Origin of the sequence: Pedobacter sp. Bi126 (assembly GCF_918698245.1) — a bacterium.
In the GTDB taxonomy this organism is placed as follows: Bacteria; Bacteroidota; Bacteroidia; order Sphingobacteriales; family Sphingobacteriaceae; genus Pedobacter.
Genome location: NZ_CAKKMS010000002.1, coordinates 917,888 through 941,788, shown reverse-complemented (window position 1 = coordinate 941,788; position 23,901 = coordinate 917,888). Strand labels below are relative to the sequence as shown.

The window sequence follows — 23,901 nt, the reverse complement described above, 5'->3', positions numbered from 1 at the left end:
CTAATAAGAGCCGTCATGCTGTCCCGAATATTTGGGATCAGGATCTATCTCGAACAAGACCCTGAAATAAATTCAGGGTGACGACCTGAGTAAAAATTTATTCCTTATTCTTCAATGGCAAGTTAAACCAGTGGAAACCATCTCTTGCAATAAGTGCTTCAGCTTCTTCTGGTCCCCAGCTATCGGCAGGGTAATTAGGGAAGTTGATTGATTTTTTGCTTTCCCAAGTATTTAAAATCGGCATAACAAGTTCCCATGCTGCTTCCACCTGATCGCCACGCATAAACAAGGTTTGATCGCCCATCATGGCATCTAATAATAAGGTTTCGTAAGCCTCAGGGGTATCACCCTCGTAAGTTCCTTTATAATCGAAAACCATATCAACAGGATTCAATACCATATCCAATCCAGGTCTTTTGGCCTGTACCTGCATACGGATACTCATTTCTGGCTGTATGCTGATTACTAACCTGTTTTGCTGCCAGTTTTCGGTTACACCTGATGAGAAAATCTGATGCGGAACATCTCTAAATTGAATGGTAATTAAAGATGAAGTTTGGTTCAAACGTTTTCCAGTTCTTAAATAGAAAGGAATACCTTGCCATCTCCAGTTATCGATATGGAATTTAACAGCAGCAAAAGTTTCAGTATTAGAATGTGCATCAACACCTTTTTCCTGACGGTATCCAGGCACTTCCTTACCTTCAACCCAACCTTTACTATATTGACCCCGAACAGTATGGAAACGGATATCTTCAGCAGAAAAAGGACGCATTGCTCTTAAAACCTCCACCTTACGGTTCCTGATTTCATCGGCATCAAAATTAATTGGCGCTTCCATTCCAACCAAACAAAGCAATTGCAACAGGTGATTCTGAATCATATCTCTTAAAGCACCAGAACCTTCATAATAACCTCCACGATCGCCCACGCCTAACTGCTCGGTTACCGAAATTTGAACGTGATCGATATAAGACCTGTTCCATAACGGCTCGAACAATGCATTGGCAAAACGGAAAGCCATCATGTTTTGTACGGTTTCTTTACCCAAATAATGATCGATGCGATAGATCTGCTTTTCGGTAAAAATGGTGCTCAATAATGTGTTCAGCTCTTTTGCTGATTCTAAATCATGGCCGAAAGGTTTTTCGATAACGATACGGCTATTGTCTTCATCTTGCGTTAGTTTATATTTTTGCAAACATTCAGCAATAATCGGGAAGAAATTAGGTGCAACTGCCAGATAGAAAATTACCTGTGTTCCGGCTCCAAATTCTTTTTGGTATTTTTCTACAGCTCCTTTTAGGTTTTCGAAAGTTTTTGGCTGGGCAAAATCGGTAGGACAGTAGTTCATCGTCTTTGCAAAATCGTCCCATTTATCTTTTTTTACTTTTCCGCTGCGCGAAAACTGGTTTACAGCATCTTCTAAAGCAGCTTTGTAGCTATCGTCGGTAAATTCGGTTCTACCTGTACCAATAATGGCAAATTTATCTGGCATGTAACCCTCAATAAATAAATTATATAGGGCAGGTGCTAATTTTCTTTTGTTTAAATCACCTGTTCCACCAAATATTACAAAAATGGTAGGGTTTAATGCGGTTTTGGTTTTCATTTTATGTTCTTGTTCGTAAGTCTAATAGGTTATGATAATTTATTCCAATCAGCATGGAAAACACCATCTTTATCGATACGCTCGAAGGTGTGTGCTCCAAAGAAATCTCTTTGTGCCTGGATTAAGTTAGAAGGCATCCTGGCTGTGGTAATGGTATCGAAATAGGTTAAGGTAGACGCAAATGCGGGGATACCCAAACCAGAATTGATACATGCACTAATTGTTTTGCGTGTACCGGCTAAAGTACCTTTGATAATGTTCTGGATACCGGCATCGCCAAATAAATGCTCTAAAGCGTTGTTTTTATCGTATGCCTGATAAATATCTTCTAAAAATTTAGCCCTGATGATACAGCCACCGCGCCAGATTTTAGCAATTTCCTGTAACTGTAAATCGTATTGGTATTCTTTTGAAGCCTGAACCAGTAAATGCATACCCTGTGCATAAGCACTGATCATAGAGAAGTAAAATGCATCTTCCAGTTCCTCAATAGTAACAGCAATTTTGGTGTCTTTTTTGCCAAAAGCCTCTTCTAAAGAAACCCTTAGTTTTTTGAATTTAGATAAATCACGGTTAGAAACAGCTTCATTAATGGTTGGTACGGGTAACTGAAGTTCCATTGAAACCTCCGAAGTCCATTTTCCGGTACCTTTTGAACGTGCTTCATCTTTGATCTGATCTAAAAGATCGTTTTGAGTTTCAGCATCTTTAAAAACAAAAATTTCGGCAGTAATCTCTAATAAGAAAGATTGTAACCTGCCTTCGTTCCATTTTTTGAATACCTTATATATATCATCGTTTGAATAGCCTAAGCCATTTTTAAGAATGCCATAAACCTCAGCTATAAGCTCCATGATGGCATATTCGATTCCATTATGTACCATCTTAACAAAGTGGCCGGAAGCACCTGGGCCAATGTAAGTAACGCATGGATCGGTTCCAACTTTTGCAGCTACGGCATCAAAAACATCTTTAACTACGTTATAAGCTTGTTTATCGCCACCCGGCATCATACTCGGACCAAAACGTGCGCCTTCTTCGCCACCAGAAATACCCATTCCGAAGAAATGTAAACCATCTTTCTCCAGTTCGTCAACACGGCGGTTGGTATCGGTAAAATGTGAGTTGCCACTATCGATAATAATATCGCCCTTGCTTAAAAGTGGTTTTAGTTCTGCAATAACGCTATCTACAATTGGTCCGGCTGGTACTAATAAGATTAATGTACGTGGTGTTTGTAAGCTAGAAATAAAGCTTTCAATATCGTCAAATCCTTCTAAGTTGTGTTTCTTGCCTTCTTCTTCAAGTTTCGAGATCATTTTTCTGTCTTTATCGTAACCTGTTACAGAGAAGCCTTTGTCAGCCATGTTTAATAATAAGTTCCGGCCCATTGTGCCTAAACCGATCATTCCCAATTTATATTTTTTCGAATCGTTATTTGCCATTTTTTATTTTTTCTAATGCACCCAAAATTAGGATTTACAAATTAATATTGCAGCTATTGTTGTTAAAAGATTGTAATAAAGATTATTATTTTTTAGGCTCAACAGTAAAGATGTTGTACTTGTCGGCCAGTTTCCAGAGTTTAGCACCACCTTTAATCCCGTCTCTGTTGGTTACAATTTTGATATTGCTTTCGAGTTTAAAGTCTATTTGTTTAGAATTGCCACCACCAATATATAAGGTATCATAATTGAAAACCGTTTTGTAGATTTCGATTACTTTTTTGAGCCTTTTATTCCAGCGTTCAGATCCAATTTTTTCGAAAGCCTTATTTCCGATATAATCGTCATAGTCTTCTTCCTTGCTGATGGGGAAATGGGCGAGTTCTAAATGCGGTAGTAATTCTCCATCGAATAATAAAGCTGTTCCAAAACCCGTACCTACTGTGAAAACAATTTCAAAGCCTTTGCCCTCAACCACACCTAAGCCTTGTTGATCGGCATCATTTACCAAACGTACCGATTTACCTAACTCGTTAGCAACACGCTGCGCGAGATCAACATCTGTCCATTTGTTTTTTGCCAGGTTAGGGGCGGTTTTAACAATTCCGTTTTTAACATATCCTGGAAAACCGATCGATACGCGGTTATAGCTAACAGGAAAAGGCTTGATCAACTCTATAATTCCAGAAACAATATCCTTTGGAGTAGCTTCGGGCGGGGTTTTGCTTTTTAGATATTCGGTAAGCATGTTTCCGCTTTCATCCAAAAGAACCGTTTTAATGCTTGTACCGCCTATATCAATAGATAATATATTGTTGTTTTCAGCTTTTTTATCTGTAGCCATAATTGTGTATTTATAATTTCGAAGTTCTACAAATAAATTAAAACAACAAACATTAAATGAAGATCGGAGTAATTTAGGTGTAATAATATATTCTATAAAATCTATGTATTTAATAGAATATATTTAAGTTTGTTCCGTTAAACTAAAAACGACCACAAAAGTTATGACGGTAAACTACCTTGCATTTGCTATTCCAGCATTTTTTATTTTTGTATTTATTGAGTTTAGGATCGCTCAGTACCAAAAAAAGGCGAAAATATTTAAATATGAAAGTACGGTTGCAAATTTTAGCGTAGGTATTGCCGAAAGGTTATTGAACTTATTTATTGCGGCGAGTTTTTATCAGGTGTACGATTGGGTGTATTTAAATTATGCAATTTTTAATATTTCTACAAAATGGTATGTATGGATATTATTGCTTTTGTCGACAGATCTTGTTTGGTACTGGTACCATAGGCTAGGCCATGAAATTAATTTTTTGTGGGCTGCACATATCGTTCATCACCAGAGCGAAGAGTTTAATTTATCCGCTGCTGCGCGGATTACGACCATTCAAGCCATTTTCCGCAATGTGTTTTGGTGTATATTACCATTAATTGGTTTTCATCCCAATATGATTATTACCATACTTTTGGCTCATGGAGCCTATTCATTTTTTACGCATACACAATTAATCGGTAAGCTGGGCTGGCTGGAACATATATTCATCACGCCTTCTTTGCATGGCGTTCATCATGCTTCTGATGAAAAATACCTGGATAAAAACTATGGCGATGTTTTTGTATTCTGGGATAAACTATTCGGTACTTTTCAGGCCGAAGAAGAGGCACCTAAATATGGTTTAACACATCCTATTAAAAGTTATAGTTTCCTTTGGCAGCATTTTCACTACTATTTAGAAATAGGAGAGGCATACAAGCGTGCAAATGGATTTAAGGCTAAATGGAATGCCATATTCGGGAGTCCGGCGTTGATGGATCAAAACATCCGACCCATTTTAGAAGAGCGTTACTTTCAGAATAAAATACAACGTGTTGCTAAACCTAAGTTTAAAACCTATTTAAATATACAGTTGATAACAGTAGTTGCAATGCTTACCGGGACGACCTTATTTTACAGTTTTTTAACACCATTAAATAAAGCTGCAATACTTGTCTTTATCTTGCTTACTTTAATCAATATCGGTGCGCTTTTGGAACAACGTAAATGGATCTATTACCTCGAATGTTTCAGGTTCATATTAATTTTTGGCTATTTTTTCTACACTTTTAACCTGCTCGGTTTTTTAATATTTCCGGTGATTATCTTAATTGCACTTGAACGGACATTCTCTTTACGCAAACTTTACATGAAGCATGTATTTGAGTATGCAAAGGTAGGTTAGCTATGTTTCTTTATCTTTCGGTTTAGGTTGATATATAAATGTTACAACGCGATGTTTCGTTTTGTTGCTCTATTTATTTTCCTATTACCCTGCCTTGTAATAAAATTATTACGTAATGCATTTGTGTTGATGAGTTAATTCATTGGTACCTTATTTTTTCTCTATATTCTATTAGTAGAGCCATTTTTTGCTATGTTTAGGTATAACTTGTTTATCCCATTCTTCTTACGATCATCGATATTTCTGTCTGCTTAAACATTCAATTAAAAAATATTTCCTGCTAATTTATTTTATTGTTTTTAGTTTCGATTTGTTTTGCTAATTTTAATTAACGAAATATATAGTAAGTGAAACTAAATAAATCGCAATCTGTTTAGGTTGCTTTTCAATAGGTTAATGTTTGCTTAATATATTTTTAACATAAACAGGCTTATTTTGCCCGCAAATCCGGACAAAATAAATCGCAGATATGAACCCTATTACTAACCGGATATACTATAATAATTATGATCAAAAATTTTACTCAACAGATTTCGTGGCATCAATGCGTTCTGCATGTAAAGCAAAGCAGTCCTGATAATCACCAAAAGGAAAATCGAACTTTTTTTAAGGGTAGACTAAAACGCTTTAGTTTTTTCGTTTGTGTTATGCTGATACAATTAATTTGTATTAATGAAAGTTTTGCACAAACTCCGGCACCAAATATTGTAATTAAAGGTACGGTGTTAGATGATCAGGATGGGCAAATATTAATTGGAACAACGATAACGGATAACAATAAGAAGTTTTTGGGGGTAACAAATGAGAAGGGAAATTATACCATCACTATTGCTAAAGGAACTACTGTTCTTTATAATATGGTGGGCTATGCAACCTTGCGGAAAACGTTTAATAATAGCGAAAACAATGCAACGATAAGACTGGCCTCATCTACCAGCCAGTTAAGTGAAGTAGTGGTTACGGCGCTGGGAATAAAACGCGAAGAGAAAGCATTGGGTTATGCCGTAACAAAGGTTGATAGCACACAACTTACAAACGCGGTTTCAAGTAACTGGACAGATGCTTTATCTGGTAAAGTAGCTGGTTTAAATTTAGTAAGAAATAGTGGCCCTGCTGGTTCAAACAAAATCATTTTGCGTGGCGAAAACAATTTAACCGGAGATAATGAAGCGCTAATTGTTATTGATGGTGTAGTAGCCAGCAGTAGTTCTAAACGTTCGGCAGCTACCGGAGGGGGAGTTTATGGTACATCGGGTGATATTATGCCGGTAGATTTTGGTAGTGGTATTAATGATTTAAATCCTGATGATATAGAGAGTGTAACGGTGTTAAAAGGTCCGGCAGCTTCTGCACTTTATGGGCAACGGGGCGCCAATGGAGCGGTTATGATTACCACTAAATCAGCTAATAAAAATAAAAAGAAGTTAGGAATTTCTTTTACTTCCAATAGCTCTTGGGAGGATGTTAATCGTGGTCCTGCCAGACAAAATGAATTTGGAGCTGGTACAGATGGTACAACAAGTTATCAATTTGGTACAGGTAATACAAGTTCAACTTATGGCCCCGCTTTCGCTGATGGATATATGTTTTTCCAATATGATCCTGCAACTAAGGCAAAAGGCTTAACCAAAACACCATGGGTAGGCTATGGAGACCCTGTTGATGGTTTTTTTACCACAGGTTTCGAATCTACCAATTCGGTTAGTTTAGATGGAACACTTAAAAATGTAGGTCTTCGTTTTTCGGCAAGCCACGGTAATAATGAGTGGATTGTACCGAATACCGGCATGGAAAGAACAAATGTTTCGCTAAACGCGAATACGAATATTACCAAAAGATTAAGCTTAAATTTAAAAGTACAATATAGTAACAGGAACAGTGATAATTTGCCTGCCACGGGTTATGGCAATCAATCGTTAATGTATTGGTTTATGTTTGCACAGCCTAACATTAATCCAGATTGGTACCGGGATTATTGGGCTCCAGGTAAAGAACTACAACAGTTTTCAAATTTAACAACCTCTTTTCCAGAAGGCCCTTATGCTATTTCAGAACAGTATTTAAATGGACAAAAACGTAACGGCTGGTTAGGAAATATACAAGCTACCTATAAATTTACTGATGAATTGAGTTTAATGGTGCGTGCATCTGGAGATTATAATAAAGATATACGCGAAACCATGCGCCCTTGGGATACTTCGTCAGGCGGTATGTTTGCACAGGGATCATATCGCGTAGCTGATATTAAATCGTATGAAATTAATGCCGATTTTATGTTGAAGTACGATAAAAAACTTACAAAAGATTTTAATTTATCAGCGAGTGTTGGTGGTAGCCAAATGCGTAACGAATATAGTAAGTTAGAAACCCGTGCAGATGGTTTAAAAATACCAGGGTATTATAGCTTAACCAATAACATTAACAAATTAGTTTATGTGCCAGATACCGCCCGTTATAGAATTAACAGTCTTTATGCCATGACATCACTGGCTTACAAAAACTATTTATTTTTAGATTTAACTATCCGTCAGGATTGGAACAGTACATTGGCTACTTTAACAAGAAAAGATAATGTTGGTTTTTCTTATCCATCGGCAAGTTTAGCTTTTGTAGCGTCAGATTTTTGGAAAATGCCAAAAGCAATAAGTTTTGCAAAGTTAAGGGCATCTTATGCACAAGTAGGAAGTGGTAGCACAACTCCTTATCGTACTGCTTACAACTACTTAATAGCTGCCAATGGTGTTTACCCAGGTAATGCAATGACGAACCCAAGGATTTTACCTAATCCAGATTTAAAACCATTAATGACGACAACCATTGAATTGGGATTGGATTTGAAATTATTTAAAAACAGGTTAAATTTTGATGTTGCCGTTTATAGTGGTAATACAAAAAATCAAATACTTAGTCGTGTACTCGATAAATCATCGGGTTATGATATTGGTATTTTTAATGTTGGTAGGGTAAATAACAAAGGTTTAGAAATGTCAGTTAATGCTACGCCATTAAAAACTAAGAAATTTACATGGACATTGAATGGTACATTTAGCGCTAACCGTAACGAAATTAAAGAATTAGCAGATAGCTCGGTGATTTTGCGTACAGGTGGTTTTGGCAACTCGGGGCAAGTGGTTGCGGCAGTTGGCGGCAGTATGGGAGATTTGTATGGAACTGGCTTTTTACGCTCGCCTGATGGTCAAATAATTTTTGATTCAGTAACAGGCTATGCTAAACCAACTGCAGAAGTAAAATATTTAGGTAATACTTTACCTAAGTTTAGGTTTAGTTTTGGTACTGGTGTGACCTATCAACAAGTAAGTATGAGTGTTTTATTCGATGCACAATTAGGTGCTGTTGGTCACTCGTTTACTTTTGCCCGTATGGCTTCATTGGGTAAGTCAACAATTACTTTACCTGGTAGATATAATGGTATAATTGGTGATGGAGTTGTAGATAACGGTGGAGGTACCTATCGTAAAAACGATATTATTGCTACAGACATAGAGGGATATTACAATTCTTTATATTACAACCAGGCAGAAGGAAGTATTTTTAGTACAGATTATTTAAAATTTAGAGAAGCAAATATTACTTATGCTTTTAATAAAAAATTCCTGAGCAGAATTGGCTTTAGTAAACTAACAGTAGGTGCTTACGGTCGTAATCTGTTCATTTGGTCACCTTGGCCTGCATTCGATCCAGAGTTTGGAACTTTAGCTGGCTCAGATATTCAACAAGGGTTTGAAACCGGTCAACTCCCTTCTACAAGAAATTATGGAGTGCGCTTAGTTGTCGGTTTATAAAAATTATAGTTATGAAAAAGAATAAAAACATTATTATATATATCATCTTGGCAGGATTGAGTTTATCAACACCCTCTTGCACAAAAGATTTTAATGAAGTTAATACCGATCCGCTTGGAAAAACAGAAGTAAATGCCGATCAGCTATTAGCGCCGACATTAGTAAACCTAATGTCGACCAATATGTTGCGTAACCGTAACTTTAATAACGAGTTAATGCAGGTTACTGTTGATTTAGGCGATGCCGAAGGAAAAACGTTTAGATATGATATTAGACGAAGCGCTGCTGATAACACATGGAACAATTGGTATTTAAATTTAACCAATGTTGTTGATATTCAGGATATTGCGAGTAAACCAGAAAAATTAAATAAATCATATCAAGGTATTTCTCTTATCCTGCAATCCTGGATATATTCTTTACTTACAGATACTTATGGCGATGTACCTTTTACTGAAGCTAATAAAGGAAAAGAAGGTAATTACCAACCGGTTTTTGATAAGCAAAAAGATATTTATTTAGGAATGTTCGAGAAACTTGAACAAGCTAATAATTTATTGAAAGATGGAACACCAATTGTTGTTACCAGCGATCCGGTTTTTTACGGAGATGTAAGTAAATGGCGGAGATTAGGTAATTCATTGTATTTAAGATTATTGCTTCGCGTATCGGGCAAAGCCGAAGTTTCACCAACTGTTATTGCTAAAATAAAGGATATCGTTGATGTTAATTCTGCTAATTATCCAATCATGGTCAATAATCAGCATACAGCTAAATTACAATGGACAGGTTCAAATGTAAGCAATGCATTACTTACATCGCCCTTTATGGCAAATGTACGCGTTAATGATTTTTACGTGCCTGCACTTGGTGAGTTTTTTATAAATAATCTGGTAGTATGGAATGACCCCCGCATACTTCAATCTTACGGCACAAGTGGTATTAATCGTTTCCGTATTAGGCCGGGTACTAATGGATATGCAGGTGTGCCAAGTGGTTATGTACCAGGTAACGAGCCTGCAAAACAATCTAGTTTTTATTCGGCAAGTGATAATGCCGTTTTATCTCTTCAAACCGATCCTTATACAGGTATAATTATGAATGCTGCCGAAGTAGATTTTATTTTAGCAGAAGCAGCCGCCAAAGGATGGATAAGTGGAAGTGCCCAAACTTATTATTACAAAGGAATTGCAGATGCGATAAATTATTGGTTACCTACAGTAATGGCTGGCGGTGCAACCGATCCAGCAGTAACAGCTTATGTTAATGCGGCTGATATTGAATGGAATAATGCATTACCATTAAACAGCGCATCGCCTAACACAATGAGTAAAATGTTGTTAATCCATCAACAAAAATATTATGCATTGTTTTTGGTAGATTTTCAGCAATGGTTCGAATACCGTCGTAGTGCATACCCAATTTTGCCAAAAGGTTTAGGTTTGCTTAACAATGGGATAATGCCAGCCCGGTTATTTTATCCAGTGGTTACTCAATCAGCAAATCCTACCAATTATAAAAATGCGGTAGCGTCGCAAGGTGCCGATGCAATCAGTACACAAGTTTGGTGGCAAAAACCTTAATTTAAGTTAAATTAATATGAAACCATCATGATTTTCAAAAGCACATAGTGACATGAATAAATCATGATAGCTTCATCACCATTAAAAAACAAATTATATACAGATGAAAAATACATTAAAATATATAAATGCTTTCGCTGTTATTGCATGTATATTAATCGTAGGATGTGATAAACAAAAAGATGAATTTGTGTTAGGTACAATAAGTCCTTTTATCTCTAATTTTGATTTAAAGAAATCTTATAAGGAAACCGATTTGGTACTTAATACAACTGTTATGAAAGGTGCCAACTCTATAAAAGGAGTAGTAATATCTGATTTTGTGGCGGGGAATACACCAAAAAATTTATTAGTTGTTCAAAACTCAAGAATTGTTGGTAATGGTATTGACTCGGTACGAGGAATAGCCATAAATATTGGTGCAGATGCAGCTAAATATACAGTAGGCGATTCGGTGCACATTAAAGTAGAAGGTGGAATTTTAAAGCGTGTAGATGGTGTGCTTCAAATTGAAGGTGTAAATAGCACCGCAGTTAACAAAATTGCTTCTGGTAAAAACATTAAAGTGCCAATTGTAAATATTGCTAATTTAATTGCTCAACCTTTAGTGTACGAAAACACATTGGTTACCGTAAGTAATGCCGTAGTAGAACCCGAGCCGGTACAGGGCGATACTTTTTCTGGCGATAAAACCATTAACGACGGTTTTGGTAAAGCAAAACTACATACCGAAGCTACAGCCAATTTTTCTGGTAATCAATTACCTTCTGCTGCAAATTTTACTGGAGTTGCATATTTTAAAACACAAAACAACCAGCCCCAGCTTTCTTTATGGGTGCGTAATGCGAATGATATATTTGCATTGCCGTTAGTAAAGCCTTCTCCTATAATTATTTCTGGCTACTTAACCAATCCGGGAGGTAGTGAAGCTGTAACTAGCGGAACTCAAAAGGGAGCATATGAATATGTACAATTATTGGTAACAAAAGATATCGACTTTTCAGTTACTCCATACTCTTTGGTTACTACTAATAATGCAGGTTCTGCAAATCCGGCTCCTGCAAATGGATGGGCAACTGGTGGCGTACGTACCTATAAAATTAACATTACATCTGGTACTGCTAAAAAAGGTGATTTTATTTATGTTGGTGGTTACAGTAAATTGATATGGGGTTTTGGCTCAACAAATATTTCATCAGCAAACTGGGTGGCCGCAGTAGATTACGCAAATAATGATGGTGCAAACTTTGGAACTAAAAACACGAATTTATTAGCAAATAGCGGTAATGTAGCAGGTATAGCTCTTTTTGAAGGTACCACAGTTAATGCAAGTACGATGCCGGTAGATGTGATTATGTATGGCGGAGGAAATCCAAATTCTGGAAATGTATATGCTGCAGGCCCACCAGAACTTGGTTATAGAATTACAAATACAGATTATTACACTACAATAAATCCTTCTTCTCGCTTACAGCAAAACTTCTTTGCCGCTGGCAGCAACACCAACCGCTTAGGTTTTCAAGTTGAGCAGACCGGCACAAGTGGAGGTGGTTTTATCCAACTTGGCGGTGTATATATAACAAGTACAGGAAGATGGGAAAAAGGTAGATTACTCACTAATATTGTAATGTCTACAACTGCTACTATTTCTGATTTGCAAACCGGAGCAGGCGTTACTGTTTTAAAAAATTAATTAAAAATAAATGAATATAACAAAGAATAGTAGCATGCTATCCTTTGTTAGTTAAAATAGGTACTCAGCAAAAATGAATAGAAGATCATTTATACAAAAATCAACTTTATTAACCACAACCTTATTTGTTAGTTTAAAATCCTTTCCATCTTCCTTATTCGCTGTTGATGGATTGGTGAGCGGAACGGTAACCAGCAAAGGTAAATCTGTTTCAGGAGTAGTGATTTCAGATGGCTACAGCGTGGTACAGACCGATAAAATGGGTAATTATCAGATCCAACTCCACGAGCTTGCCCGTTTTGTTTGGATCAGCACACCTTCGGGTTATGAGTTTAAAACAGAAAGCAGTATTGCCCGCCATTATTATAAACCAGACACAGCTGGTAAATTAAACTTTGATCTTAAACCGCTAAAACAAAATGATAACAGACATAATTTTATTATTTGGGCAGATCCTCAGGTGAAGAATAAAAAGGATGTTCAGCAAATGATGGAAACTTCAGTTCCTGATACAAGAGAAGTTGTAAAAACAATGGGGAAAACTCCTGTTCATGGCATCGGCGTAGGCGATTTAGTTTGGGATAATTTTGATCTTTTTCCTGCATATGATGAGGCGATTGCCAAAATCGGGATTCCATTTTTTCAGGCATTAGGAAATCATGATCAGGATTACAGGCAAGGAGGTGATGATACCTCTGACCGGACTTTTCAAGCACATTACGGCCCAACATATTATTCTTTTAACAGGGGTAAGGCGCATTACGTAGTTTTAGATGATGTACGTTATTTAGGGGTAGAAAGAACTTACGACGGATATATTACACCAACGCAGTTGGAATGGCTGGCCAAAGATCTGCAACTGGTGCCTAAAGATGCATTACTGATTATCTGCCTTCATATTCCGGTACATAATGCAGTTAAAAATAACAATGATTTTTATGCCGTATTAAAAGATTTCGAAAACGTTCATATCATGTCGGGTCATACCCATTTTAATAAAAATGTAATCAAAAACGGCATTTACGAACATAACCATGGTACCGTTTGTGGTGGCTGGTGGACAGGTCCCATTTGTGAAGATGGTACACCTCGTGGCTACGGCGTTTACGAGGTAGATGGAACCAATCTGAAATGGTATTACAAATCTACCGGAAGAGATAGGAAAGAACAACTTGATATTTATGTAGATACCTTAACCAATCAGAAAAGGTTAATTGCCAACGTTTGGAATTATGATCCTGAATGGAAGGTAGAATATTTTCTGGATGGAAAAGCAATGGGTGTATTAGCTCAACAAGATGGTTATGATCCACTGGCAGTAAAGCTGTATAAAGGCGATAAGCTTCCAAATCCAAGGCCGTTTGTAGAGCCAAGATCAACAGATCATTTGTTTTTAGCACATTTCGAACCATCGGTTAAAAAAGTAAAGGTTGTGGCCACCGACCGCTTCGGAGAAAAATTTGAGGCGGAAATTAATGCTTAACATCCTTATGCCTGTTCCGTGCTGTCGGATGTTACCATATCTTGTGCTGTCAGATGTTACCATCTGACAGATTATAATTTCATAAACTAAACTAATTATAGATTAACAGCGTCAGATGGTAACACCTGACGCCACTATAAAATCCCTTCTAAATATGAAACTTAATACAACAGTAATTTTTATTTTCTTATCTGCGTTTGCGGTTAAATCATTTAGCCAGGAAGTTAAATTTCCGGTATTTAGCGCAGAAGCACATCGTGGCGGAAGAGGACTTATGCCCGAAAACACCATTTTAGCGATGTTAAATGCCATGAAAATAGAAGGAATTACCACTTTAGAAATGGATACCCATATCTCTAAAGATCGTAAAGTAGTAGTAACGCACGATGACTATCTAAGTCCGGCATTTATGCTTACACCAGAAGGGAAAGATATTCCGATAACAGATGCCAAAAAATATCCGATTTTTGGAATGAATTACGCTGAAATTAAACAGTTTGATCTAGGTACCAAGTATTATGAGCAATTTCCTCAGCAGAAAAAAGAAAAAACATACCTTCCCTTACTTTCAGAACTTATTGATGCTGTTCAGCACGATATTAAGGCAAATAAGCGCAAGCAGTTTTTTTATAACATCGAAACCAAATGTAACGAAAAAGAAGATGGGATTACCAACCCTAAACCCGAAGAGTTTGTTAAACTTTTAATGGATGTGATTTTGAAGAAAAAAATCGCTGATTTTGTAGTAATCCAATCTTTTGATAAAAGGACGATCCAGATTATTCACGAAAAGTATCCTAAAATGAAAACCTCTTTTTTGGTTGCCAATAAAAAAACATATGAAGAAAATATTGCCGATTTAGGTTATAAACCCTTTATTTTAAGCCCGGTTTGGCAAATGGTAAACGAAGAACTGGTTAAAAAAGCACATGCAGATGGTGTAAAAATAATCCCTTGGACTGCCAATACCTTAGCCGATATTCAGAAATTAAAAGCCTTAAATGTGGATGGTATTATTTCTGATTATCCGGATATTTTAGTTCAGGCAAAATAGTATTTTAGGCCTTTATAAAAGTATAATATGAAAGCACTTTTTAATAAGTTATTGGTAACCGTTGTTGTATTTACGTTGAGTTTTACAGCAGCTACGGCTCAGGTAGTAAAATGGGACAGTACCCATCGCCCTGGGAAATATGTTGAGCAGGTAGCGAAGTTTAAAGCCGATCCAACATCTAAGACAGATTTTGTCTTTTTGGGTAACAGCATTACTGCTGGCACGGATTGGGCTAAACTTTTAGATCTGCCTCAGGCAAAAAACCGGGGAATTTCAGGCGATATTACTTTTGGTGTTTTAGAACGTTTACAAGATGTAATTGATGGCAAACCGACAAAGGTTTTTATCCTGATTGGTATAAACGATATCTCCCGGAATATTCCAGATAGTGTGATCTTAAGAAATTATAAAACAATGATTGCCAGAATCAGAAAAGGTTCTAAGAAAACACACATCTATTTCAATACGCTTTTGCCAGTGAACAGTGCTTTCGAAAAATTTAAAAACCATTATGGCAAAGACGAACATATTCTTTGGTTAAATGATGAAATCAGAAAATTTACGGCTAAAAATGTAACAGTTATTGACTTATATCCAAATTTTACCGATCAGGACAAACATTTAAGGGCAGAACTTACCAAAGATGGTTTACACCTTATTCCAGCCGGATACCAGGTTTGGGCCGATTTTCTTAAAAAATCTGGTTATTTAACTGAGCGATAACTTTTATAGCGATAGTTGTTTGCTGCCTTGTTGGATGACCATGTGTTTGGAAAGCAGAGATGGAGGCATTAGTTAACAGCAATCCCGCTCTCGCTTCTGCTCCGATGGAAAAATCGGGAGCATCCCGCTTTGATCGGGTTTAGGTGGCAGTGACAATACTACTATTTGAGGTGGAGATTCAAGAAATAAATAAAATTCTGCATTATGCTATTAAACCATTAATAGTTGCACAGACTTTACATCTCTAAACCTGGTTGACGCGGTAGCTGCCGATTTTCTTCAAATTGGGACTACAAGCAAAAAACAGGACGAACTTTAAAAGCAGTACGGCAACTGCTTTCCAAAAAAAACAGACTATAATTGGCTTATGGGCTTTACTAAATAAAAAGGTTTTGTCCAGCTGCTTTCACTTTTTCTTTATCGATATCGCTGAAGCTAGGTACATTGCCCAGCTTTTTTATTTTGGTATATTGCTGGATATATCTTTCCGTTTCCACATTCTCATCGCCATTAAAAATAATGCCTTTAATCGGAATTTCATATTGCTTAAGCAGATTGACAGATAAAAGTGTGTGGTTAATGCTGCCTAAATAATTTTGTGAAACCAGTATCACTTCAACATTCAACTTTTTAATCAGGTCGATAATCAGCTCTTTTTCGTTTAAGGGTACCATTAAACCCCCAGCGCCTTCAATAATCAAATTGTTCTCCGTTAAAGGCATATTGATTTTTTTCAGATCAATGTCCATGCCATCTAATCTTGCTGATAAATGCGGTGATAGGGGTCGTGTTAATCTGTAGCTTTCCGGCTGGATAACCGTTTGATTATTGCTTATTAAACTACCTAACGTTATGCTATCGCTGGTATCTAAATCTCCCGATTGGATCGGTTTCCAATAATCGGCTTTTAGTTTTTCGGTTAAAATGGCACTGATTAATGTTTTTCCGATGCCTGTTCCAATGCCTGTGATAAAATATTTAGCCATTTAATTCAATTCTTTAAGATTGTTAACCAACGAAATAATTTCTTCGTCGGTATTAAAGTTGTGAAGACAGATTCTGAGCCTTTCTTTGCCCAAAGCTACTGTTGGGCTTAATATTGCCCGTACATCAAAACCTTTGCTTTGCAGCGCCGTAGCGGCTAATTTGGTCGCTTCATTTGATGAAAACAAAATACCTTGAATAGCACTTTCGCTATCAAGTGCATTAATATTTTGCTCCTTTAACATTTTTCTAAACAATGCAATTTTTTGATGAATCAACTGATGATTAATCTTATTTAAGTGTTGGTATGCCGATCTAACCGCAACTATATTATGAATGGGAGCAGCTGTGGTGTAAATGAACGATCTTGCAAAATTAATAAGGTAATGTCGTAAGTTTTTACTTGCTAAAATAATGGCTCCGTGTACGCCCAAGGCTTTTCCAAAGGTTACAATTCGTGCAAATACTTTACTGGTCAGATTAAGCTGGTTGATCAATCCGCTGCCACTTGCACCAAAAACTCCCGTAGCATGAGCTTCATCTACAATCAGGTTGGCCTGGTAGCGCTCACAAAGGTTAGATACTTCTATTAATGGTGCAATATCTCCATCCATAGAATAAACGCTTTCAACGACTACAAATACGTTTCCTTTTGCCAATTTCAGTTTGGTTTCAAGATCGTTTATATCGTTATGAAGGAATTTATAACGCGTAGCGTGGCTTAACCTGCAGCCATCTATAATGCTGGCGTGGATCAATTCGTCAGTAATAATGGTATCGCCGCGCTGCGGGATGCTTGATAAGAGCCCTACATTGGCATCATAACCAGAATTAAAGATCAATCCACTTTCAGCCAGGTGAAAATCGGCAATAAACTGTTCTGTTTCTTCGGTAAGTGCGGTATTTCCGCTTAACAGTCGCGAACCTCCAGCTCCATTCAGGTAATTAGGGAGTGTGGCTATGGTATCGTCGATCAGTTTTTTTAGTTCACTAGATCTGGCAAAACCTAAATAATCATTAGAACAAAAATCAAAAGGAGGGGTGTTCGTCGATAAATTCCTGATCGAAAGGTTATCTTTTCGTTCCTGAAGTTTGCCGTTAAGAAACTGTTCAATTTTGCTCATCGATCAAAAGTAAAAAAAGCGCCCCGAATAATCGGAACGCTTTCAAAAATATAATTAATTAATGTTTGAGCTATTTATCCTTGTGCAGGAGGATTAGAAACTACAGGTGCTTTGTCTTTTTTACCTCTTCCACCCATTCCTTTTCTCATTTTCTCCCCTTTTTCTTTGGCTTCGGCACGGAAAGCATCCATTTTGGTTTTTTGTTCAGCAGTTAAAATGCCATCTATTTTAGCTTTTTGCTCATCAAAAGCGGCTTTACGTTCTTTCATTTTGCCTTTCATATCGCCTTGATCAGCAGATCTCCAAGCCTCCATTTTCTTTGCGTTTTCCAATTCAATGGCGTAAATTTTGGTTTTTTGATCAGCGGTTAAGCTTAGCTGTTTCTCTAATCTGGCGGTTACCTTTTCTGCCCTTTGCTCGGCAGTCATTTTAGGCATTGCCCGTCTTACTCTCTTTGTAGTGTCTTGAGCAAATGCAGCGGTTAATCCCATTACTGCAATTGCTATTGTTAAAATTGCCTTTTTCATGTTTTGTTTTTTATGTGTTCGTTAAATCAATAGATACATAAAAATGCAAACGGTTTAATTGGGCCTTGTTAAAAAATGTTAATTTTTATTTAACTGAGAGATTGACTTCTGCATTTGCGCCATCATCTGTGTTAAGGTTTCCATTGTTGGATCTGGTGCAGGTTCTGGTAATGAGGTAGATATATATGCCTTAGCTTTCCAGATTTCCAGAATGTCGTCGGCAGCAATTGTATAGGCATCATATACCTTATTATCCGATATCAGCTTTAAATCTTTATTCTCTCTGAAACGGTTACCTGCTCTTTTATATACTACACCTTCGTTTTTACTAATTACGATATAGGTTTCACCAGTTTTTACTTCATTCCAGTTATCCAGATATTCGCCAATAATCACACTGCTTGGTTGAACAGGTAACATACTATCGCCCATAATTTCAAAAGCCCTAAAGGTGCCTTGTCTTAATGCAGCTAAGGGAAGTTGAAATTTCGGTAGGTCGCTAATATATTGAGGATCAGAAAAACCGTTCAAATAACCAGCGCTTGCTTTAACCGGAACCAATTCGATGTTTTCGCGATCGTTCTGATCAACAGAAATACTTAGTACCCTTAGGTTAGATCCCTGGCTTTTTGGCTTCGGTTTCCAGCTGTCAGATATTTTCTCATTGATGAATTCATCGATGGTAAGATCAAAGTATTCGGCTATTTTTTTTAGCAAATCATATTTAGGTTCCGCCCGGTCTTCCTCGTAAGCCCCGATGAGCGATCTCTTGATTTCCATTATATCAGCGAAATTTTGCTGTGTATGGCCTTTTTTCTTCCTGAGGTACTTTAAATTATTTGAAATATTTGACATAAAAATAAATTTTAAAATAAATTTGGAATTACTAAAATAGTTAGTAATTTTATGCTCATAAAGTTAGTAATATTATTTTGAATTGCAAGAGGGTATACTAAATAGTTTAGTTTTAAGTTTTAAACATAAGATCATGAAAAAGTTTGTTTATATCGTTACCGACAGAAATCGTACAAGTATGCACGTGGGCATGAGCTCTGATTTAATGAAGACACTGGATTTCTATAAACAGATGCCAAACTTATTTTTTGATAACGGGCAGCAATTAACCCGTCTGGTTTATTTTGAAGAATTTAAAACAGAAGCACAGGCTTTGCTGCGTTTTAAATCAATTAGTCGGTTTACACGCATGCAAAAAGAACGTTTGGTAAGATCTTGTAATCCAGATTGGATTGATTTAACTATAGGGCTCGATTTCGAAAATATTCTTTTACATCGGAATATAAGCAATCAGGTAAAACTATCATTTACGAGTCTGTCTTAATTGTTACTTTTATTAAACTAAAAGAAATTAAACTATCTCCATAAAAAAAGCGATTATTTATATTTTAATCGCTTTTAACAAGTTAGGAAAAGGTTAATTTTTTATTTTTTCGAGGAAAACATTTTCCAGATCTTGAAGATTCTTGAAAAATTTACTTTTATCCATAAAGACTTTTGGATTATAAGAGTCTCCTGATTTACGTTTATCATGGAGATCAAATTGACTTGCGTGAGAGGCAACCCAAAGATCAAAGTCAAGCTTTTTCATTGCTTTAAAAGTTTCAGTATAATCTTTTTGGATATCTTTATACGATGCTATTTCTGAGAATTTTCTGTCAACAATTATGGATGGCATATTGGCAATCAAAACTTTGTAGCTAGAATTTTTATCTTTTGTATCAAATATAAAACTACACGATCCTTTAGTATGCCCAGGATGATGAAGCATTGTTAAAGTAGTGCTGCCCAACTTAATTTTATCATTATTCTTCAATAGGAAATCAGGTTTTACAGGTTTGAAACTTATGCCATATTTCCCAAGCTCATAATCCAATTTTCCGCCGGTTTCAAGAGCCTCCGCATCTTTCTCATCTACATAAAGTTTTGCACCGGTTTCTTTTTTAATCTCAGCCATTGCGCCCAAATGATCAAAGTGGGCCTGGGTTAATAGCAAAATTTTGATTGATTTATAATCAAATCCCAAAGCTTTTATATTTTCTTTTATTATTGAAAGCGAATTAGCTAAACCTGTATTTATTAATATATTTCCTTTTTCTGTTACAATTAAATAAGAAGCCAAATCATAAGTGCCAACATAATACAAATTACCTGCAATTCTAAATGGCGCTGTAGCTTGAGACCATTCTTTTGGATTATTAGCTGGCTCTGTTACTGTTTGAGCAAAACCCAACAGACCGCAAGACAATAAAACCATTAAAAATATTTTTTTCATATGTAATTTCGCAATTAATTTCCTTCTACCATCCTGGAGCGAATGTTAAACCAAACACTCCAGTTTTAACATCTTTCCTTTGGAAAGGAATAGCATAATAAGGTTCCAATACAAAATAGCCAAAAACGTTAACCCGTAACGATATACCAATGCTCATTGCCGGCACACGTTCTGTAGTAGATTGATAGGTAACTGGATTTCCTTTATCATCTTTAGCAGGAACACCATTGTTATCTAACACAGGTTCTGTCGTGTAAGTTGGCTCACCTTTAAACTTTACCTTAGTGTCATTTGTCCAGGCCAATCCTGCATCAAAGAATAAATTCAGATCAGAGAATAAAAATTTAGAAGGTATTGCAGCTAACTTTTTAGGCCCTGTAAAAGGTAAGCGTACTTCGAAGTTAAAAACGGCTATTTTACTTCCTGTTAACTGGTTAATGTCGAAAGATTCTGACGATTGAGCCGATGTACTTTTGTAAATTGAGTTTGATTCGTAACCTCTAATTAAATAAGGATAACCCAGATACATTGGATAAAGCCTGTCTGCATCTTTCCCAATCCTTAAGGTGTTATAACTTCTTACGGCAAAGGTTACTGGCTTAGCTCTCCAATATTTACGAAGATCGGCAGTTACACCAGCAAAATTATAAGAGCCAAAATACTTTTCTCCACTTACACGGTATCTAAAACCATCAAGCGGACCAGTAAGGCCAAAAATAGAGTTATCACCAATAAAGCCAGCGTTTAACTGATAAAGTGTAAAAGAATTAAATGGAATACCGTAGTCTTGAGAAGCAACGTCGTTAGAAATCCTGCTTTTGTCTGAACCAATGTAGTAACCCGCCGAATTGTAATAATTGCTATATCGATCAACTCTATAACTATAATGCGAAAATGCACCACCCAATTCAAACCTATGTATTTTACTGAATGGATAAGCCCCAAAAACCTGGATCTGATCTTCGAAAGTTCTAATAATATCTGTTCTGTCTGCTAAGGCATTAACAGTTTGGTTATCACCTGTAGGGATATTTTCGTATCCGTAAGACCTAAACCCTGATACATAAGGGATATGGGAAACAGCTGCACCCCAGTTTATTCTGCTTTTTTGATTAATGTAACCTACTAGTCCACCAAAATCGTAAATTTCTCCATTTACGGATAGATTTGCTATGATTTGATTAGTGCCTAATATATCGCTAAACATACCCACAATGCCACCTGAAACACCGGTTCCGAAACGGCTGGTAGAAACACCAACGCCACTATTTGCTAAATAATCTAACCTGAATTTCGGTTTGTATGGTACCGTTTTCATCGAATCGGCTATGGTTTTTTCGAAACGATCAAAATTATTTAAATTAGAATTGATGATGTTTACACCGATGTTTTCCATCGGAGGAAGGATAGCAGCATCAAAATTTTCTTCCTGATTACCAATTCGTTTCGGTTTAAAGCTGCTTAACTTCGCATTATACAAAGTATAACGTTGGTAGCGATAATAGCTGTATACAATATCATCAGTTGTAGACACTGAAATTGCAGGCGAAAACTCGGTAATCCCGCTAATTCCTGTAAAATAATCAGTTAGCTGATCTACTGTATTATCTGCGAAATTGTATTTATATAAATTCCTAAATCCATCTCTGTTAGAAAGGAAATAGATATTTTGACTGTTTGAAGAGAACTGTGCATTTAGGTTATTTGCTCCTGGAAAAACATTTAAATTGCTCACCGTTTTAGAAGCGATATCGTAAACAGCTAGGTTTATAGGCAATACTGCATTAACTACATTCGCCTGAATTGCCGCTCTATCTGATGAAAACACCAATTTTTTACCATCTGGAGAGTAACTGGGTGCATAATCAGAATATACATCGTTAGTAATTTGAGTAATTGTTTTGGTGTCTAAATTGTAAGAGAAGATATCGCTTTGTCCTTCAACCATGCCCGAAAAAGCCACATCTTTTCCATTTGGCGACCAGGTTAAATTACCAAATTGTTGCACCTGATCCATAGCTGTTTGAGAAACCGTAGTTCCGTTTGAAACATTGATAATCATCATCTGGTTTTTACCATGGCTGAATATACTGAAGGCAAACTGTTTACTATCAGGCGACCATGCTCCAGCTGACTCTATAAAGTTGAAATCATCAATATGGCCGTTAGAAATCTGACTGCTCAGCTTCCTGATAATTCTGCCGGTTTTGGCATCTGCAAGAAATAAATCAATGCCAAAAAGGTCTTTTTCTGACATGAAAGCCAAATATTTTCCATCTGGACTAAGGGCAGGGGCAACGTTCATATTGCCTGCGTTTTTATTATCGATGATTTTTGTACCCGTAATTTTGATCTGCGAACTATCTGCTTTTAACATTGGTTTATAATGCGCATCGATAGAATTTTTCCATAAACCCGACAGTGTTTTGTCATCATAGCCAAAAGTATACCTGATGGCATTTTCATAACCATATTTTGCAGTATTCTTAAACAACGGAACGATGGTGGTATCGCCATACTGAGAACCTATATAAGTCCAAAATGCCTGGCCATAACGGTAAGGGAAATATTTATTAGAGTTGGTTAAATCTTTCAATGAAGGGATATCACGGTTCAACATGGCATCGCGCATCCACATGGAAGTAAATGCATCCTTTTTTCCGATTGACAAGTATTCAGCCATACCTTCAACCATCCATAATGGTGTTTGCCCAACATTTTCTAAGCTAATCGAATCTTTTTCGAGCAAAAGGTGGTATTGAAAAGCATGAACTAGCTCATGACCTAAAACGTGTCTTGTTTGGCTATTTAGCTCCATAACAGGCATAATCACCCTGTTTTTTAGTGCCTCTGTAACGCCACCTGTACCAATTCCAATTTCTCCGTTAAGGGCTGTTGTTTGCTGGAAATCAGGATGGTTATTATACAGAATAATAGGATTTTTCTTTAAAAAAGTATCTCTAAAAACTTCCTGATGCATTTTGTACCAGGTTTCGGCGTCTTGCGAAAACCGTTTTAAAAGTTTCTCGTTTTTGATATAATAATAAATCTCAAAATGGGGTGTTTGCAAAACTTTAAAGTCGAGTTTTTTATACCTTACCTTGTTTTGTCCGAAATATTGGGCCTTAACAGAAAAAGAAAGAATAAGCAGAAGCAATAAAGAAGAATATCGCTTTAATAAAGTAGAGCCTATTTTCATATGTGTGGTTTTTTAATGAAGTTCAATAATTTGCGAAAATGAAATTGTACGAGATTTGGGAAATAAAAATAGCAATTGTTTAAAACAGTATTAAAATTTTAACACTTTTTAGATTTTTTTCTAGTCAAAAGCGCAGATAGTTGAGGTATCTGG

Annotated in this window: 17 protein-coding genes; 8 read left to right on the top strand and 9 right to left on the bottom strand. The window is 36.5% G+C overall.

Annotation, left to right across the window (positions count from 1 at the left end; translation table 11 throughout):
• Nucleotides 1-97: 97 nt before the first annotated feature.
• From zwf to LQ201_RS09100, 3 genes are all read right to left on the bottom strand, one after another.
• Nucleotides 98-1,612 carry a glucose-6-phosphate dehydrogenase gene (gene zwf, locus LQ201_RS09110; protein WP_029275241.1) on the bottom strand — a complete coding sequence of 505 codons (1,515 nt, stop codon included), beginning with the start codon at nt 1,610-1,612 and terminating at the stop codon, nt 98-100.
• A gap of 29 nt (nt 1,613-1,641) precedes the next feature.
• A complete protein-coding gene (gndA, locus tag LQ201_RS09105) occupies nt 1,642-3,057 on the bottom strand; it encodes an NADP-dependent phosphogluconate dehydrogenase (RefSeq protein ID WP_230141514.1) in 1,416 nt (471 codons plus the stop codon).
• An 85-nt stretch (nt 3,058-3,142) separates the two neighbouring features.
• The gene (locus LQ201_RS09100; RefSeq protein WP_230141513.1) at nt 3,143-3,901 is read right to left on the bottom strand and encodes an ROK family protein; all 759 of its coding nucleotides are present in this window, start codon (nt 3,899-3,901) and stop codon (nt 3,143-3,145) included.
• 163 nt (nt 3,902-4,064) lie between these two features.
• Here LQ201_RS09100 and LQ201_RS09095 point away from each other — a divergent pair, with 163 nt between their 5' ends.
• From LQ201_RS09095 to LQ201_RS09065, 7 genes are all read left to right on the top strand, one after another.
• Complete coding sequence (locus LQ201_RS09095; protein WP_230141511.1) at nt 4,065-5,285, top strand: sterol desaturase family protein; 1,221 nt, start codon at nt 4,065-4,067, stop codon at nt 5,283-5,285.
• 647 nt (nt 5,286-5,932) lie between these two features.
• A complete protein-coding gene (locus tag LQ201_RS09090; protein ID WP_230141509.1) occupies nt 5,933-9,088 on the top strand; it encodes a SusC/RagA family TonB-linked outer membrane protein in 3,156 nt (1,051 codons plus the stop codon).
• Between the two features lie 11 nt (nt 9,089-9,099).
• Nucleotides 9,100-10,671 carry a SusD/RagB family nutrient-binding outer membrane lipoprotein gene (locus tag LQ201_RS09085; RefSeq protein ID WP_230141506.1) on the top strand — a complete coding sequence of 524 codons (1,572 nt, stop codon included), beginning with the start codon at nt 9,100-9,102 and terminating at the stop codon, nt 10,669-10,671.
• Between the two features lie 103 nt (nt 10,672-10,774).
• A complete protein-coding gene (locus LQ201_RS09080) occupies nt 10,775-12,364 on the top strand; it encodes a DUF5689 domain-containing protein (RefSeq protein WP_230141504.1) in 1,590 nt (529 codons plus the stop codon).
• Nucleotides 12,365-12,437: 73 nt separating this feature from the next.
• The gene (locus tag LQ201_RS09075; RefSeq protein ID WP_230141503.1) at nt 12,438-13,847 is read left to right on the top strand and encodes a calcineurin-like phosphoesterase family protein; all 1,410 of its coding nucleotides are present in this window, start codon (nt 12,438-12,440) and stop codon (nt 13,845-13,847) included.
• Between the two features lie 154 nt (nt 13,848-14,001).
• Nucleotides 14,002-14,901 carry a glycerophosphodiester phosphodiesterase family protein gene (locus tag LQ201_RS09070; RefSeq protein ID WP_230141501.1) on the top strand — a complete coding sequence of 300 codons (900 nt, stop codon included), beginning with the start codon at nt 14,002-14,004 and terminating at the stop codon, nt 14,899-14,901.
• A gap of 27 nt (nt 14,902-14,928) precedes the next feature.
• Nucleotides 14,929-15,624, top strand: coding sequence for a GDSL-type esterase/lipase family protein (locus tag LQ201_RS09065; protein ID WP_230141499.1), 696 nt, complete (start codon nt 14,929-14,931; stop codon nt 15,622-15,624).
• A 377-nt stretch (nt 15,625-16,001) separates the two neighbouring features.
• Here LQ201_RS09065 and bioD read toward each other — a convergent pair whose 3' ends face one another.
• From bioD to LQ201_RS09045, 4 genes are all read right to left on the bottom strand, one after another.
• Complete coding sequence (gene bioD, locus LQ201_RS09060) at nt 16,002-16,610, bottom strand: dethiobiotin synthase (RefSeq protein WP_230141497.1); 609 nt, start codon at nt 16,608-16,610, stop codon at nt 16,002-16,004.
• A complete protein-coding gene (locus LQ201_RS09055) occupies nt 16,611-17,732 on the bottom strand; it encodes a pyridoxal phosphate-dependent aminotransferase family protein (RefSeq protein ID WP_230141496.1) in 1,122 nt (373 codons plus the stop codon).
• Between the two features lie 74 nt (nt 17,733-17,806).
• On the bottom strand, nt 17,807-18,259 hold the full coding sequence (locus LQ201_RS09050; protein ID WP_230141494.1) for a DUF4890 domain-containing protein: 453 nt from the start codon (nt 18,257-18,259) through the stop codon (nt 17,807-17,809).
• Between the two features lie 78 nt (nt 18,260-18,337).
• Nucleotides 18,338-19,114, bottom strand: a complete 777-nt coding sequence (locus tag LQ201_RS09045; RefSeq protein WP_230141492.1) for a LexA family transcriptional regulator — start codon at nt 19,112-19,114, stop codon at nt 18,338-18,340.
• Between the two features lie 133 nt (nt 19,115-19,247).
• On the opposite strand from LQ201_RS09045, the gene LQ201_RS09040 reads away from it, so the two are divergent.
• Nucleotides 19,248-19,598, top strand: coding sequence for a GIY-YIG nuclease family protein (locus LQ201_RS09040; protein WP_029275228.1), 351 nt, complete (start codon nt 19,248-19,250; stop codon nt 19,596-19,598).
• A gap of 93 nt (nt 19,599-19,691) precedes the next feature.
• On the opposite strand, the gene blaB3PEDO is transcribed toward LQ201_RS09040, so the two are convergent.
• Together blaB3PEDO and LQ201_RS09030 are read right to left on the bottom strand one after the other, a co-directional pair.
• Entirely contained in the window at nt 19,692-20,549 is an 858-nt protein-coding gene (blaB3PEDO, locus tag LQ201_RS09035) for a PEDO-2 family subclass B3 metallo-beta-lactamase (protein WP_230141490.1), read from the bottom strand.
• 25 nt (nt 20,550-20,574) lie between these two features.
• The gene (locus LQ201_RS09030; RefSeq protein ID WP_230141482.1) at nt 20,575-23,748 is read right to left on the bottom strand and encodes a peptidase MA family metallohydrolase; all 3,174 of its coding nucleotides are present in this window, start codon (nt 23,746-23,748) and stop codon (nt 20,575-20,577) included.
• Between the last annotated feature and the right edge of the window lie 153 nt (nt 23,749-23,901).